The sequence below is a fragment of the Kitasatospora sp. NPDC101155 genome, from assembly GCF_044768305.1.
Classification (GTDB): domain Bacteria; phylum Actinomycetota; class Actinomycetes; order Streptomycetales; family Streptomycetaceae; genus Kitasatospora.
In genome coordinates this window covers 125,843-141,228 of the sequence record NZ_JBIWPN010000012.1, presented here as the reverse complement: position 1 = coordinate 141,228, position 15,386 = coordinate 125,843, and the positions used below count along the sequence as shown (strand labels likewise).

14 protein-coding genes are annotated in these 15,386 nt (G+C 71.9%); 10 read left to right on the top strand and 4 right to left on the bottom strand.

Features of this window, described 5'->3' with window-relative positions:
- Positions 1-54 precede the first annotated feature (54 nt).
- The 7 genes from pheS to ACIRYZ_RS20110 all read left to right on the top strand — a co-directional run bounded on the left by pheS (position 55) and on the right by ACIRYZ_RS20110 (position 8,427).
- Positions 55-1,176 carry a phenylalanine--tRNA ligase subunit alpha gene (gene pheS, locus ACIRYZ_RS20140; RefSeq protein WP_402945929.1) on the top strand — a complete coding sequence of 374 codons (1,122 nt, stop codon included), beginning with the start codon at positions 55-57 and terminating at the stop codon, positions 1,174-1,176.
- Positions 1,176-3,677 (top strand): phenylalanine--tRNA ligase subunit beta, encoded by a 2,502-nt coding sequence (gene pheT, locus ACIRYZ_RS20135; protein ID WP_402945927.1) that lies wholly within the window; start codon positions 1,176-1,178, stop codon positions 3,675-3,677. The genes pheS and pheT overlap by 1 nt, the downstream gene beginning before the upstream one ends.
- Before the next feature lie 116 nt (positions 3,678-3,793).
- On the top strand, positions 3,794-4,231 hold the full coding sequence (locus ACIRYZ_RS20130; RefSeq protein WP_396249465.1) for a GntR family transcriptional regulator: 438 nt from the start codon (positions 3,794-3,796) through the stop codon (positions 4,229-4,231).
- Positions 4,231-5,175 carry an ATP-binding cassette domain-containing protein gene (locus ACIRYZ_RS20125; RefSeq protein ID WP_402945925.1) on the top strand — a complete coding sequence of 315 codons (945 nt, stop codon included), beginning with the start codon at positions 4,231-4,233 and terminating at the stop codon, positions 5,173-5,175. The genes ACIRYZ_RS20130 and ACIRYZ_RS20125 overlap by 1 nt, the downstream gene beginning before the upstream one ends.
- Complete coding sequence (locus tag ACIRYZ_RS20120; RefSeq protein ID WP_402945923.1) at positions 5,172-6,137, top strand: ABC transporter permease subunit; 966 nt, start codon at positions 5,172-5,174, stop codon at positions 6,135-6,137. Before ACIRYZ_RS20125 ends, ACIRYZ_RS20120 begins: the two co-directional genes overlap by 4 nt.
- 109 nt (positions 6,138-6,246) lie before the next feature.
- Entirely contained in the window at positions 6,247-7,089 is an 843-nt protein-coding gene (locus ACIRYZ_RS20115; RefSeq protein ID WP_402945922.1) for a chitosanase, read from the top strand.
- Positions 7,090-7,347: 258 nt separating this feature from the next.
- Positions 7,348-8,427, top strand: coding sequence for a sugar ABC transporter substrate-binding protein (locus ACIRYZ_RS20110; RefSeq protein WP_402945920.1), 1,080 nt, complete (start codon positions 7,348-7,350; stop codon positions 8,425-8,427).
- Between the two features lie 126 nt (positions 8,428-8,553).
- Here the strand turns inward: ACIRYZ_RS20110 and ACIRYZ_RS20105 are convergent, their stop codons facing one another.
- Entirely contained in the window at positions 8,554-9,423 is an 870-nt protein-coding gene (locus ACIRYZ_RS20105; protein WP_402945918.1) for a 3-hydroxybutyryl-CoA dehydrogenase, read from the bottom strand.
- 309 nt (positions 9,424-9,732) lie between these two features.
- On the opposite strand from ACIRYZ_RS20105, the gene ACIRYZ_RS20100 reads away from it, so the two are divergent.
- On the top strand, positions 9,733-10,545 hold the full coding sequence (locus tag ACIRYZ_RS20100; protein WP_402945917.1) for an SDR family NAD(P)-dependent oxidoreductase: 813 nt from the start codon (positions 9,733-9,735) through the stop codon (positions 10,543-10,545).
- A 13-nt stretch (positions 10,546-10,558) separates the two neighbouring features.
- Here the strand turns inward: ACIRYZ_RS20100 and ACIRYZ_RS20095 are convergent, their stop codons facing one another.
- Positions 10,559-11,467: a polysaccharide deacetylase family protein gene (locus ACIRYZ_RS20095; RefSeq protein WP_402945916.1), complete on the bottom strand. Its 909-nt coding sequence runs from the start codon at positions 11,465-11,467 to the stop codon at positions 10,559-10,561.
- Positions 11,468-11,674: 207 nt separating this feature from the next.
- On the opposite strand from ACIRYZ_RS20095, the gene ACIRYZ_RS20090 reads away from it, so the two are divergent.
- Positions 11,675-12,562, top strand: coding sequence for an SAM-dependent methyltransferase (locus ACIRYZ_RS20090; protein ID WP_393031966.1), 888 nt, complete (start codon positions 11,675-11,677; stop codon positions 12,560-12,562).
- A 622-nt stretch (positions 12,563-13,184) separates the two neighbouring features.
- On the opposite strand, the gene ACIRYZ_RS20085 is transcribed toward ACIRYZ_RS20090, so the two are convergent.
- Both ACIRYZ_RS20085 and ACIRYZ_RS20080 read right to left on the bottom strand, forming a co-directional pair.
- Positions 13,185-13,559: an RNA-binding S4 domain-containing protein gene (locus ACIRYZ_RS20085; protein WP_402945914.1), complete on the bottom strand. Its 375-nt coding sequence runs from the start codon at positions 13,557-13,559 to the stop codon at positions 13,185-13,187.
- Between the two features lie 42 nt (positions 13,560-13,601).
- A complete protein-coding gene (locus ACIRYZ_RS20080; protein ID WP_387627901.1) occupies positions 13,602-14,006 on the bottom strand; it encodes a VOC family protein in 405 nt (134 codons plus the stop codon).
- 96 nt (positions 14,007-14,102) lie between these two features.
- On the opposite strand from ACIRYZ_RS20080, the gene ACIRYZ_RS20075 reads away from it, so the two are divergent.
- On the top strand, positions 14,103-15,302 hold the full coding sequence (locus ACIRYZ_RS20075) for a methyltransferase (protein WP_402945912.1): 1,200 nt from the start codon (positions 14,103-14,105) through the stop codon (positions 15,300-15,302).
- Positions 15,303-15,386: the final 84 nt, after the last annotated feature.

Here is a 15,386-nt window from a genome sequence, read left to right as displayed (position 1 = left end):
AGGCGAGCCCCACACACCTGAGCACGGACGAGCAGGAGCACGGGAAAGATAGAGATGTCGGCACCCAACAAGTCGTACGACCCCGTCGAGGTCGAGGCCCTCAAGCCCGAGGTGGTGGAGCAGGCGCGGGACGAGGCGATCGCCGCCTTCGCCGCCGCCGGCACCCTGGACGAGCTGAAGCAGGCCAAGGTCGCCCACACCGGCGACCGCTCCGCGCTCTCGCTCGCCAACCGCGAGATCGGCGCCCTTCCGCCGCACGCCAAGGCCGCCGCCGGCAAGCTGATCGGCCAGGCCCGCGGCGCCGTCAACCAGGCGCTCGCCAAGCGGCAGGCCGAGCTGGAGGCGGAGCGGGACGCCCGCGTGCTGGTCGAGGAGGCGGTGGACGTCACGCTGCCGTACGACCGCGTCCCGCGCGGCGCCCGGCACCCGCTGACCACGATGGCCGAGCGCATCGAGGACACCTTCGTCGCGATGGGTTACCAGGTCGCCGAGGGCCCCGAGGTCGAGGCCGAGTGGCTCAACTTCGACGCCCTCAACCTGGGCCCGGACCACCCGGCCCGCTCGATGCAGGACACCTTCTTCGTGCAGGCCCCGGACGGCTCCGCCGACTCCGGCGTGGTGCTGCGCACCCAGACCTCCCCGGTCCAGGCCCGCACCATGCTCGACCGCGAGCCCCCCGTCTACGTGGTCTGCCCGGGCAGGGTCTACCGGACCGACGAGCTGGACGCCACCCACACCCCGGTGTTCCGCCAGGTCGAGGGCCTCGCCGTCGACGAGGGCATCACCTTCGCCGACCTCAAGGGCACCATCGAGGTGCTGGTCGAGAAGCTGATCGGCGGCGGCCTGGAGCTGCGCTGGCGCCCCTCGTACTTCCCGTTCACCGAGCCGAGCGCCGAGATCGACCTGCAGTGCTTCGTGTGCCGCGGCGAGAGCGTCGGCAACCCGGACCGCCCGTGCCGCACCTGCTCCTCCGAGGGCTGGATCGAGCTCGGCGGCTGCGGCGTGGTCAACCCGCGGGTGCTGGTCGCCTGTGGCGTGGACCCGGACCGCTACAGCGGGTTCGCCTTCGGCCTGGGCCTGGAGCGGATCCTGATGAATCGTCACAACGTCGCCGACATGCGCGACATGGTCGAGGGTGACGTGCGCTTCACCCTCCCGTTCGGGATGGAGATCTGATGCGCGTCCCGCTTTCCTGGCTGCGCGAGTACGTCGATCTGCCGGCCGGTGAGACCGGCCGTGACGTGGCCGAGCGCCTGGTCCGGGCCGGCCTGGAGGTCGAGACCGTCGAGCAGCTCGGCGGCGACCTCAAGGGTCCGCTGGTGGTCGGCGAGGTGCTCTCCATCGAGGAGCTGTCCGGCTTCAAGAAGCCGATCCGGCACTGCTTCGTCAACGTCGGCGACGCCAACGGCACCGGCGAGCCGCAGGAGATCGTCTGCGGCGCGACCAACTTCGCCGTGGGCGACAAGGTCGTCGTCGTGCTCCCGGGCGCCGTTCTGCCCGGCCCGTTCCCGATCGCGGCCCGCAAGACCTACGGCCAGACCTCGGCCGGCATGATCTGTTCGGCCCGCGAGCTGGGCATGGGCGACGACCACAACGGCATCATCGTGCTCCCGCCGGAGTACGAGCCCGGCACCGACGCCATCGAGCTGCTCCAGCTGGTCGACGAGGTGCTCGACATCGCCGTCACCCCGGACCGCGGCTACTGCCTGTCCATGCGCGGCGTGGCCCGTGAGGCCGCCGCCGCGTACGGGCTGCCGCTGGCCGACCCGGCGCTGCTCGACGTGCCGCCGGCCAACTCCTTCGGCTACCTGGTCAAGGTCAACGACCCGGCCGGCTGCGACCGCTTCGTGGCCCGTACGGTCGTCGGCGTCGACCCGAGCGCCAAGTCCCCGATCTGGCTGCAGCGCCGCCTGCAGAAGGCGGGCATCCGCCCGATCTCGCTGACCGTCGACATCACCAACTACGTGATGCTGGAGGTCGGCCAGCCGCTGCACGCCTACGACAAGCAGCGCGTGGACGGCCCGATCACGGTCCGCCGGGCCGAGCCGGGCGAGACCCTCACCACCCTCGACGGCGTGGAGCGCAAGCTGTCCGTCGAGGACCTGCTGATCTGCGACAACAGCGGCCCGATCGGCCTGGCCGGTGTCATGGGCGGCGCCTCGACCGAGATCCTCGACCCGGCCGCCGGCCCGGGCACCACCGAGGTGATCATCGAGGCGGCGCACTTCGCCCCGGTCGTCATCGCCCGCGCCGCCAAGCGGCACAAGCTGCCCTCCGAGGCGTCCAAGCGCTTCGAGCGCGGCGTCGACCCGGAGGCGGCCCGCGCCGCCGCCCAGCGCGCCGTCGACCTGCTCGTGCTGATCGCCGGCGGCACCGCCGAGGCCGGGGTCACCGACATCGCCGGCCCGCACCCGGTGCGCACCATCCTGATCCCCGCCGACCTGCCCGACAAGGTCGCCGGCACCGAGTACGGCCGCGAGACCGTCACCCGGCGCCTGCAGGAGATCGGCTGCTCCGTCGCGGGGGCCGACACCCTGGAGGTCACCCCGCCGACCTGGCGGCCCGACCTCACCGACCCGTACGACCTCGCGGAGGAGGTCATCCGGCTGGAGGGCTACGACAACGTCCCCGCCCGGATGCCCAACGTGCCGCCGGGCAAGGGCCTGACCGAGGCCCAGCGGACCCACCGCCGGATCGGCGTGGCGCTGGCCGCGGCCGGCTACGTCGAGGTCAACAACTACCCGTTCCTCGGCGAGGCCGCCTTCGAGGCGCTCGGCCTGGAGTCGGACGACCGGCGCCGCCGCACGGTGAAGCTGGTCAACCCGCTCAACGACGAGGAGCCGGCGCTGCGCACCACGCTGCTGCCGGGCCTGCTCGGCGCGCTGCGCCGCAACGTCGGCCGGGGCAACACCGACCTGGCGGTCTTCGAGACCGGCACCGTCTTCCTGCCCAAGGACGAGCTGACCGTGGCCCCGCGCCCGGCCGTCGACCACCGGCCGAGCGACGAGGAGCTGGCCGCGCTGGACGCCGCGCTGCCGGACCAGCCGCGCCGGGTCGCCGTCGCCCTCGCGGGCGAGCGGCTGCCGTCCGGCTGGTGGGGCAAGGGTGACCAGGCCTCCTGGGCGGACGCCGTCGAGGCGGCCCGTACGGTGGCCCGTGCGGCCGGCGTCGAGCTGACCGTCCGCCAGGGGCAGCAGGCGCCCTGGCACCCGGGCCGCTGCGCCGAGCTGGTCGTCGCCGGCACCGACCGGGTGGTCGGCCACGCGGGTGAGCTGCACCCGCGCGTGGTCAAGGCGCTCGGGCTGCCGGCCCGTACCGCAGCCGCGGAGGTCGACATCGACCTGCTGACGGCGGACGGCGCCGAGCGCGTCAACGGCCCGGCGGTCTCCGGCTTCCCGGTGGCCACCCAGGACGTCGCGCTGATCGTCGACACCGCCGTCCCGGCCGCCGAGGTCGAGGCCGCGCTGCGTACGGGCGCGGGCGAACTGCTGGAGGCCATCCGGCTGTTCGACGTGTTCACCGGTGAGCAGGTCGGCGAGGGCAAGAAGTCGCTGGCCTACGCGCTGCGCTTCCGCGCCGCCGACCGCACCCTGACAGCCGACGAGGCCACCGCCGCCCGCGAGGCCGCCGTCGCCGAGGCTGTCGCCCGCACCGGCGCCGTGCTCCGCGGCGCCTGAGCGCGGGCACGCCGTAGGGCGTGAGGGGCCCCGCCCGGACCACCTGGTCCGTGCGGGGCTCCTTTGCGTTTTCTTGACTTGACGGCCCGTCACCGCACCTACTTAACTCATTAACTATGGAACTAGATAAAGGAGCTGACCGGCCCTCCCCGATCGAGTTCCGCCTGGACCCGGCCTCCGGTGTCCCGACCTATCTGCAACTCGTGCAGCAGGTCGAACAGGCGTTGCGGATGGGCTGGTTGGCGGAGGGGGACCGGTTGCCCCGGGTGCGCGAGGTGGTCGCCGGCCTGGCGATCAACCCCAACACCGTGCTCAAGGCCTACCGGGAGCTGGAGCACCGCGGTCTGGCGGTCGGCCGCCGCGGCCAGGGGACCTTCGTGCGCGGGCTGCCCGCCGGGGTGGTGCCGCTGAGGGAACGGGCCGCACTGCGGCGGGGGTTGCTGGACTGGATGCGCTCGGCACGGGCTGCCGGGCTGGACGAAGGGGGGATGGTCGCGGTGTTCGAGGACGCGCTGCGCGACCTGCGTGAGGGGCGCGACGGGGTGGTGGCGTGATGTCGACGGACACGGTGATCGACTGCGGCGGGATCGGCAAGCGCTACCGCCGCTCCTGGGCCCTGCGGGACTGCCACCTCGCCATCCCGGCCGGGCACGTGGTGGCCCTGGTCGGCCCGAACGGTGCCGGCAAGACCACGCTGCTCGGCCTGGCGGCCGGCCTGACCCTGCCCAGCGAGGGCGCGATGACCGTCCTCGGTGACCAGCTCCCCGGTTCTCCGCGCGCATTGGACCGGATCGGTTTCGTCGCCCAGAACGCCGCGCTCTACCCGGGCCTGCGCGTTCGCGACCTGCTGGCGATGGGCCGTCACCTCAACCGGCGCTGGGACGCCGCCCGGGCCCGCACCCACCTGGACGGCCTCGGCATCCCGCTGGAGCGCAAGTACGGCCGGCTCTCGGGCGGCCAGCAGGCCCAGGTCTCGCTCGCCCTGGCCCTCGCCAAGCGGCCCGAACTCCTGCTCCTGGACGAGCCGTTGGCCGCTCTTGACCCGCTCGCCCGGCACGACTTCATGTCCGTGCTGCTGACCGCGGTGGCCGAGGACGGCCTGTCGGTGATGTTCTCCTCGCACGCCGTCAACGAGCTGGAGCAGAGCTGCGACTACCTGGTGGTGCTCGCCGGTGGCCGGGTCCAGGTCACCGGCGAGGTGGACGACCTGCTGGGTGGCCACCGGATGCTCACCGGTCCGACCGCCGAGGCGGAGGCCGTCGCCGAGCGCCTGCCCGTGGTCCGCGACCGTCGGGCCGGTACCCAGTCCCACCTGCTGGTCCGCACCGGCGGCGTGGACGCCCCGGTGTCCGGCGGGTGGCGCCAACAGCGCATCGGCCTGGAGGAGTTGGTGCTCGCCTACCTGCGCGAGCCGACCGCCTCCGCGCTGCCCGGCCCGCGCGGGGCCGTCCGTGCCGCCGCGACCACCGGAACGACCGAGAAAGCGATGCTGTCGTGAGCTCGACCACCCTGGCCCCGCCCCGCTCCGCCGTGCTGCGGGCCGCCGGGCTGCGCCACCGCCCCGCGCTGCTGATCCTGCTCGCGGTGATGGGCGTGATCTCCCTTGCCCTGCTGATCCACGGCTGGTACCTGCACGTCGGCCTGGACCGCACGGGCGCGGCCTCCTGCGATCCGGCCACCACCGCCTGCATGGCCAAGTACAAGCGGTACCTGCACCAGTACGCCGACAGCATGCCGATGCTCGGCAGCGTGTCCTACGTCCTCGGCGGCGTGTTCGGCGCGTTCCTCGGCGGCCCGCTGCTGGCGCGGGAGTTCGAGCACGGCACGGTGCGCTTCGCCTGGACCCAGGGGGCCGGGCGGACCCGCTGGACGGCGGGCGGCCTGGTTCTGGGCGGCGCGGTGCTGGCCGTGCTGGCGGCGCTGTTCGGGCTGGTGCTGCGCTGGTGGACCGCGCCGCTGGAGCTCATGGGCGGACAGTTCCACCCGGACCTCTTCGGCCAGACGTCGCCGGTGCTGATCGGCCGGGTGCTGGTGGCCTTCGGGGTCGCGGCGCTGGCCGGCGCGGTGCTGCGCCGCACCGTGCTCGCGGTGGGCCTCGGCCTGGCGGCCTCGGTCGCGTTGCCGTTCCTCTCCGAGGCCGTGCGCTCGCACTACATGACTCCGCTGGAGGAGCCGGTGCACGCCATGACATCCCTGGCGGTGGACGACCGCTGGGTGTTGAGCGTCTGGTACTCGGACCCGGCCGGGAACCGGATCTCCGAGGCCGATTTCTACAACCTGGGCCCCAGCTACGACGACCTGCAGAAACTGGTGCGCGACGGCGGTTACACCATCCACGAGGTGTACCAACCGGCGGACCGGTTCTGGCCGTTCCAGTGGATCGAGTTCGGCTGGACGACCCTGCTGGCCGTGGTGCTGTGCGCGGCGGCGGTGTGGTGGGTGCGCCGCCGGGCCGTCTGACGGAGAAGTTGAGGAGGGTGTGTCAAAGCCCTTGCGGCAGCAGGGCTGTTGGGCGCTAATTTCGCGTTAGGAAAGTTTCCTAACCCACCCTGGGAAACGGAGCGTTCACATGCGCCCTCAGCCCCGCCGCGCCCTCGGCACGGCCCTCGCCGCCGCCCTGGTGGCCGCGCCCCTCGCGGTCGCGGCCGCCTCGGCCGCCCCGGCCGCGCCCGCCGCCGCGGCCTCCGTCCGGATCAAGGGCGTCGGCCTGGACGACCCGCACAAGAAGGACATCGCCATGCAGCTGGTGTCCAGCGCGGAGAACTCGTCGCTGGACTGGAAGGCCCAGTACAAGTACATCGAGGACATCGGTGACGGCCGCGGCTACACCGCCGGCATCATCGGCTTCTGTTCCGGGACCGGGGACATGCTGGACCTGGTGAAGCACTACACCGACCTCAGGCCCGGCAACGTCCTCGCCAAGTACCTGCCCGCGCTGAAGAAGGTCAACGGCAGCGCCTCGCACGCCGGTCTCGGCACCCCGTTCGTCAAGGACTGGGCCGTCGCCGCCAAGGATCCGGTCTTCCAGCAGGCTCAGAACGACGAGCGCGACCGGGTGTACTTCAACCCCGCCGTCGGTCAGGCCGAGGCGGACGGGCTGCGTGCGCTCGGCCAGTTCGCCTACTACGACGCCATCGTCATGCACGGCCCCGGAAACGACTCCGACAGTTTCGGCGGCATTCGCGCCGCGGCCATGAAGAAGGCCAGGACCCCCGCCCAGGGCGGCGACGAGGCCACCTACATCAAGGCCTTCCTGGAGGCCCGCAAGGTGGTCATGAAGAAGGAGGAGGCCCACTCCGACACCAGTCGGGTCGACACCGAGCAGATGGTCTTCCTCAACGCGGGGAACTTCGACCTCAACCCGCCGCTGCGCTGGAAGGTCTACGGCGACAGCTATGCGATCGCCGGTTGAGAGCCTGGTGGGCCGGGGCGGATCCCCCGGCCCGCCGCGCCCTCCTTTGCCATTAATAAGTCCTCTGAATTATCAATATCCTCCCCGAATTCGATCTTCGAAAGTGTGAAAGTCCTGTTCATTCCGTAACGAATCGAGCAGGGGGATAACAAAGCCTCATCCCCTTATTGACGCATTCGCCCGGTGGGGCTTGAATCCCTCCCCTGCCGCACTGTTCGCGGCGCAGTACAGGAGGCACCACCGATCATGATCAGACCCATGCGTCTCGCGGCCACGGGCACCGCCGCCGCGTCGCTCGCGCTCACCCTCGCGGCCTGCGGCCAGACCGCGGCGCCCCAGACGCCGGCGGCCGGCGGAGGCAGTGAGGGCGTCGGTCTGCTGCTTCCGGAGAGCACCTCCTCGACCCGCTATGACGCGTTCGACAAGCCGCTGATCACACAGACGGTGACCAGCCTCTGCACGAAGTGCACGATCAGCTACGCCAACGCGGGCGGCGAAGCGACCGTCCAGAAGAAGCAGTTCGACGACATGCTCGCCAAGGGCGTGAAGGTCATCCTGCTCGACCCGGTCGACGCCAAGCTCACCGCCCCGTGGGTCGACGCCGCCAACGCCAAGGGCGTGAAGGTCGTCGCCTACGACCGGCTGGCCCAGGGCAAGGTCGCCGCGTACGTCTCCTTCGACAACCAGCAGACCGGTCAGCTCCAGGGCCAGTCCCTGCTCGACGCGCTCGGCTCGAAGGCCTCCTCGGCCAACGTCGTGATGATCAACGGCGCCGAGTCCGACCCCAACGCGGCGCAGTTCCAGGCGGGCGCGCACCTGGCGCTGGACGGCAGGGTCAAGAAGATCGCCTACGAGCAGTCCGGCGAGTGGAAGCCGGAGGTGGCCACGTCGAAGATGAACGAGGCCATCCAGAGCCTCGGGAAGGACGGCATCCAGGCCGTCTACGCCGCGAACGACGGCATGGCCGCCGCGGTCATCGACGCCCTGAAGGCCGCAGGCATCAAGAACGTGCCGGTGGGCGGCCAGGACGCCTCCATCGACGCGGTCCGCCGGGTGCTCACGGGCGAGCAGGCGTTCACCATCTACAAGCCGTACAAGCCCGAGACGGACGCGGCGGGCAGCATCGCCGTCCAGCTGGCCGAAGGCCTGGACATCAGCACCACCGCGACCGCGGTCACCGACAGCGGCGGGCTGCACATCCCCTCGCTGCTGCTCACCCCGATCGTGGTGACCAAGTCGAAGGTGGAGGCCACGGTCGTCGGCGGCGGGCTCTACAAGGCGTCCGACATCTGCACCCAGCAGTACGCGCAGGCCTGCGCGGACGCCGGGGTCAAGTAGCCGAGGCCGTCAGGCACGTGAAGCCGTCAGGCACGTGAAGCCGTCAGGCACGTGAAGCCGTCAGGCACGTGAAAGGGCGCGCCCGCACCGGACCTCCGGTACGGGCGCGCCCTGCTGCGCCGGGGCTCAGGCGCTCGCGGTGTAGTCGTAGAAGCCGCGGCCGGACTTGCGGCCCAGCAGGCCCGCGTCGACCATCCGGGACAGCAGCGGCGGAGCGGCGTACAGCGGCTCCTTGTACTCGTCGTACATCGACTCGGCGATCGAGACGATGGTGTCCAGGCCGATCAGGTCGCACAGCCGCAGCGGGCCCATCGGGTGGGCGCAGCCGGCCTCCATGCCCTTGTCGATGTCGGAGGCGGTGGCCACGCCCGACTCGAACATCCGCACCGCGGAGAGCAGGTACGGGACGAGCAGCGCGTTGACCACGAAGCCGGCCCGGTCACGGGCGCGGATCGGCTCCTTGCCGAGCGCCTGGGAGGCGAAGGCCTCGACCCGCTCGGTGGTGGTCGCCGAGGTGGTCAGGGTCGGGATGACCTCGACCAGCTTCTGCACCGGCGCCGGGTTGAAGAAGTGCAGGCCGATCACCTGCTCCGGGCGGGAGGTGGCGGCGGCCAGCTTCACGATCGGGATCGAGGAGGTGTTGGACGCCAGGATCGCGTCGCGGCGCTCGATCACCCGGTCCAGGGTCTCGAAGATCTTGACCTTGATGTCCTCGCGCTCGGCGACGGCCTCGACCACCAGGTCGCGGTCCGCGAAGTCGGACAGGTCGATGGTGAAGGACAGCCGGGACATCGCCTCGTCCCGCTGCTCGGGGGTCAGCTTGCCGCGCTTGACCGCCGTCTCCAGGGAGTTGGTCAGCCGGGTGCGGCCGAACTCCAGCGCCTCACCGCTGGCCTCCGACACCAGGACGTCCAGCCCGGCCCGGGCGAAGACCTCGGCGATGCCCGACCCCATCAGGCCGCAGCCGACTACTCCGACGCGCGCGATGTCACTCACTCAGTTGCCCTTCGGTGGTGCTGGGGGTCGCCCAGCGAACTGGTGGCCCAGCGAGCTGCTGGTCAACGGGTCGGTGTGCCGGAATGGGTGCACCGGTCACCGCCCCGACGACGTTACTACTCCGTACCGGCCAGTAGGTCACCCCCTCCCCGGCACAGTGCCAGCGTTCACACATCCTCCGAACGAGTGAGGCCGAGCCGCTCGCGCGTGTGCCCGGGGCCGCCGCCGCCCGGCGGCCGACAGAATGCCGCAGGTCCGACAAAACGCCGCGGACGGGGGCCGGGGACGGGAAAGGAGCACGGGGTGCCGATGGGATCACTCGCAGGACAGGTCGCCCTGATCACCGGCGCGGGCCGGGGAATCGGCCGGGAGATCGCCATCGGCCTGGCCGCCGAGGGCATGGCAGTCGGCCTGCTCGGCCGCACCCACGACACGCTGACCGAGACCCTCAAGGAGTGCTTCAAACGCGGCTCCCGGGGCGTCGCGGTCACCGCCGACGTCTGCCGTCCGGGGTCGGTGCGCGAGGCCGTCCGGCTGGTCGAGCGCGACCTCGGACCGATCGACCTGCTGGTCAACAACGCCGGCCTGGTCGACCGCGCCGAGGTGCCGATCTGGGAGACCGATCCCAACCAGTGGTGGCAGGTGATCGAGACCAACCTGCGCGGCCCCTACAACCTGCTGCGCTGCGTGCTGCCCGGCATGGTGACCCGCCGCCGCGGGCGGGTGGTCAACCTCAACTCCGGCTTCGCGCTGCGCCCGGACGGCAACTACACCGCGTACGCCACCTCCAAGGGCGCGCTGCTCCAGCTCTCCGACAACATGGCGGACTCGCTGGCCCAGCACGACATCGTGGTCCTGGACATCAGCCCCGGCGCGGTGGCCACCGACATGACCGCCGCGATGCCGATGTTCCAGGACATGAAGGCCTGGGGCTCGATCCCGTACATGGTCGCGGTCACCGTGGACGCCGCCCGGGGCCGCTTCGACGGGTTGCACGGGCGGTTCATCCACGCCGGGCGGGACGACCTCTCGGAACTGGTCGAGCGGGCCGAGGAGATCCGCGGGACGGACGCCCGAACGCTGCGGCTGCGCCCGTACAAGGACGGCGACCCGATGGCCTGACCCCCGCCGTCCGTCAGGCGCAGAGCTGGCTGGCGGTGACGGGCTTGAGCCCCGCCTTGGCCAGGCCGTCCAGTATCGCCGGCAGTGCGTCGATGGTGCACTGGTGGCCCATGTGCAGGGCCACCACCGAGCCGCCGCGCACCGCGCCCAGCACCCGGCGCTGGAGTTCGGCGGCGGTCGGGTCGTTGTAGTCGCGCGGGTCGACGTCGAAGGACAGCACGTGCTCGTAGCCGACGGCCTTGGCCTGGTCGCGCACCATCTGGGTGGCGTACTGGGCGGCGGAGGGGCGGAACCAGCGGCCGATCGAGCCGGTCAGCTTCTGCAGCCGGTCGGCGCACTGGGCGATCTCGGCGCGGGCCTGATCCGGGGGCATCGCCGAGATGTTCAGGTGGTTCTGGGTGTGGTTGCCCAGCTCGTGCCCGCCGTCCAGGATCCGCCGGGCCATCTGCGGCTGCTGGTCCAGCCAGCTGCCGACCACCATCACGGTCAGCTTGGCGCCGCGCTGCTCGGCGGCCTCCAGCAGCGCGGTGGCGAGTTTGGGGTCACCGCTGCCGTGGAAGGTGAGCGCCACGTTCTTGCCGGTGCGCGGCCCGTACACCACCTCGTACGGCGTGCCGGCCGCGAGCGGCGTCAGCGCGGGCGGGGTCGGCGGGGCGGAGCTCTGGGTGGTGGCCGCGGTCGGCTGGCCGGTGGGCTGCGGCTCGGCCGGGGTGGTCGGGGCGGGGGACTCCGGGCCCTCGCCGCCGGTCCAGGCCGGGTCGGTGGATTGCTGCGGGTCGAGGGTTCCGGGGTGCGCGGCGAGCGTCCCGGTGTCGGCCCGGCGGGGCGTACCGTCGGCGCAACCGGTGAGGAGCCCGCCGGCGGCGGTCAGGGCGGCCAGCTGGGCGGCGGTGCGCAGTACGGTGCGGCGGTCGGCAGTCATCGGCAGCCAGCATAGAGAGGACGGCCCCGCCCGGCGATCCGCCACGGGTGTCCACCCGCTCCCTTGACGTGCACACACTCCGTTCTACGGGTGTTGCGTAAACCTGAACTCCCGCTGTTTCCACGGTGTGTCGTTGGATACGATCACGGCGCGCCGCGTGTTACGGGGCGGTAGGCACATTCCGGCATTTCGCATTGGGGGCGGAAGATGATGCACGAGGACACCGCGGCCGTCGGCCACGGCACGAGCACCGACTGGGAGTGGGCCAGAGCCGATGACTGGCAGCCGCCGAGCGGGCTGGACACCGGCATACCGCACACCGCGCGGATGTACGACTACTACCTGGGCGGCAAGGACAACTTCGAGGCGGACCGCAAGGCCGCCCAGGCCGCGATAGCCGCCTACCCCGCGCTGCCGCTGCTGGCCCGCACCAACCGGCAGTTCCTCGGCCGGGCCGTCGAGTTCGTCGCGGGTCGGGGGGTCCGCCAGTTCGTCGACATCGGTACCGGCATCCCGGCCGTCGGCTCCACCAGCGAGGTCGCCCAGCGGGTCGCCCCGGACGCCCGGGTGGTGTACGTGGACAACGACCCGATCGTCGCCACCCACGCCCGCGCCCTGCTGTCCGGCCACCAGGCCGGGCACACCTCCGTCATCGAGGCCGACCTGCGCGACCCGGAGGCCATCCTCGGCCACCCCGCGCTGGCCGCCGCCGTCGACCTCTCCCAGCCGGTCGCGCTGATGCTGGTCGCCGTCCTGCACTTCATCCGCGACGAGGAGGGCGCGCAGCGGATCGTGCGCACCCTGCGCGACGCGCTCGCGCCGGGCAGCGCGCTGATCCTCTCCCACGGCAGCCCCGACTTCGCCTCCCGCGAGAGCGCCGCCGAGGGCGCCCGGATCTACAAGAGCGCCAGCGCCCCGCTCGTCCTGCGCCCGCGCTCCGGCGTCGAACCCTTCTTCGGCGACTTCGAGTTCGTCGGGCCCGGCCTCGTCCAACTCCCGCTCTGGCGCCCCACCGCCGGCCACGTCCGCACCACCGAGCTCCCCGACGGCTGGCAGGACGTCTCCGCCTACGCCGGCGTCGCCTTCAAGCAGTAGCCGCCGACCACCCGGTCCCGGCGCCTTCACCCTGCGCCGGGACCGGCCGTCGAAGACCACGTCGAGACACTGACAGTCCCTCGGATACGTCGGTACGTACCGGGAGAAATTGACGCGACGTGGCACTGCGCGCGGTATTCGCTTCCGCGACATGGAACCGTTCCTGTGGACTCATCGGGAGTGAATCCCGATGAGCCGCACGCCCCGAACGGTCTTGGGCGCACTGGTCCCCGGCGTACTCAACCCCGCTGGGCGACACGCATCCTGTGCGTGGTCCTTCCCGGGAGGCCGGTTCCCTCACGGCCTGGCCAAGTGGGTCCGGCCAGAGGCGACGGGGAGGTCCCAGACCATCTCGCTGGTGGCAAGGGAGCCCCGCACGCTGGCACCGAACCCGGCGTCCCAGATCGCGCAACAGACGCTACGCGACGACGCCGCCACCGCGCGGGCCGCCAACCAGATGTCACTCAAACGAGCTAATGCACACCCCTGCGCACTTCAGCACGAGCAGCTCAGAAGCTCTGAGCGACTCCGGGATCCGCGCGTCCTTCGTCAACTGCTCCAAGGACGAAGCCCGTCGGCTCAACCTGCCCCGGGTGCTCATCGACACAGCGGCGTAGGACCTCTACCGTCCGCGCAGCCCGTCCAGCTCGCGCCGATCCCGCTTGGTCGGGCGGCCGGCGCCGCGGTCGCGTTCGAAGACCGGGGCGACGAACTCGCGCGGCGGTCGCGGCGGACTGTTGTCGATCAGGCACTCCGCCGCGACCGAGGCGCCGACCCGCTTGCGGATCAGCTTGCGCACCACGACGACCCGCTCGTACCCCTCCTCGCGGACCCGCACCTCGTCCCCGGGCTTGAGGGTCTGGGCCGGCTTGGCCCGCTCGCCGTTCACCCGGACGTGCCCGGCCTTGCAGGCGGCGGCCGCCAGCGATCGCGTCTTGGCCAGCCGGACCGACCAGATCCAGGCATCCACCCGCACGCTTCCCTCGTCCTCAGCCATCCCACGAGCCTACCCAAGGCCCGCCCCAGGCCTGCCCGAGACCTAGGCGGCCGAAGGCGCCTCCTGGACGGCCCAGCCGTTGCCGTCCGGGTCGTTGAAGAACACGAAGTTGTTCCAGGCCTCGCCGTGCCCGTCCATCCGCGAGCCCGCCACGAAGTGCTGGACCGGGCTGACCGCCACACCGCGCGCCGCGAGCTCCGCGTGCGCCCTCTCGATGTCCGGCACCACCAGTTGGAGGCCCTTCACCGAGCCGGGCGCCGAATCGATCACCCCCGTCCCCACCACGATCGAGCAGGGCGATCCCGGAGGAGTCAGCTGGACCACCCGCACACCGTCCCGCAGCCAGGTGTCGTGGTCGACCGTGAAGCCGGCCTGCTCCTCGTAGAAGACCTTCGCGCGGTCCACGTCCGCCACCGGGACCACCACGACCTCGAGCTTCCAGTCCATCGCCCTCACCTCTCTCGGCCGGGCTCTTCCAGTATCCGTCCGCTCGGATCCCATAGAAACTGTTCCCCACCAGGTGTCCGATAGCCTGAGAACACGATGAATCCGCAGACCGCGCCCGCCGCCACCCCGCTGGCCACCTCGTGGGGCACCTTCGATCTCACCCGCTTCCCGGCGGACCCGCGCGAGCGGCTGCGGGCCTGGGACGCCGCCGACGAGTACCTGCTGCGCCACCTCGCCGGCGAGGCGGGCAGCGCCGCCGGCACCCCGACCGAGCTGACCGGCCGCCGGATCGCCGTCCTCGGCGACCGCTGGGGCGCGCTGACCACTGCGCTCGCGCCGTACGAACCGGTCCAGATCACCGACTCCCACCTCGGCGGGCAGGCGACCCGGGAGAACCTCGCCGGGGCCGGCGCCGCCGTCGACGAGGCCCGGCTGCTGACCACCCGGGACACCCCGCCGGAGCGGATCGACGTGCTGCTGGTGCGCGTCCCCAAGAGCCTGGCCCTGCTGGAGGACCAGCTGCACCGACTCGCCCCGGCGATCCACCCCGGCACGGTCGTGGTCGGCACCGGCATGGTCACCGAGATCCACACCTCGACCCTGCAGCTCTTCGAGAAGATCCTCGGTCCGACCCGCACCTCGCTCGCGGTCCGCAAGGCCCGGCTGATCTTCTGCACCCCCGACCCGGCGCTCGACCCCGGCGCCAGTCCGTGGCCGCACCGCTACGCGCTGCCGCCGGACGTTGGCCCCGCCTCCGGCCGTACGGTGGTCAACCACGCCGGCACCTTCTGTGCCGAGCGGCTCGACATCGGCACCCGCTTCTTCCTGGCCCACCTGCCGACCCCCGCCGCCGGGGACCGGGTGGTCGACCTCGGCTGCGGCAACGGCGTGGTCGGTACGGCCGCCGCGCTGGCCGGGCCGGGCGCGGAGCTGGTGTTCGTGGACGAGTCCCACCAGGCGGTGGCCTCGGCCGAGGAGACCTTCCGCACCAACCTGGGCCCGGACGCCGCGGCCGAGTTCCTCGCCGCCGACGCGCTCGCCCCGGAGCTGTTCGCCCCCGGCTCGGTGGACCTGGTGCTCAACAACCCGCCGTTCCACTCCCACCAGGCCACCACCGACGCCACGGCCTGGCGGATGTTCACCGGCTCCCGTCGGGCGCTCAAGCCCGGCGGCGAGCTCTGGGTGGTCGGCAACCGCCACCTCGGCTACCACGTCAAGCTGCGCAAGCTCTTCGGCAACTGCCAACTCGTCGCCGGGAACCCCAAGTTCGTGGTGCTGCGGGCCGTCAAGCGGTAACCCGCCCGGCAGTTCAACACTGCTGCTCCGCTTCGGAAGCCGGGGTGGCACCCGTCGCTCCCACCTCGCGACCGGCACTGCGGT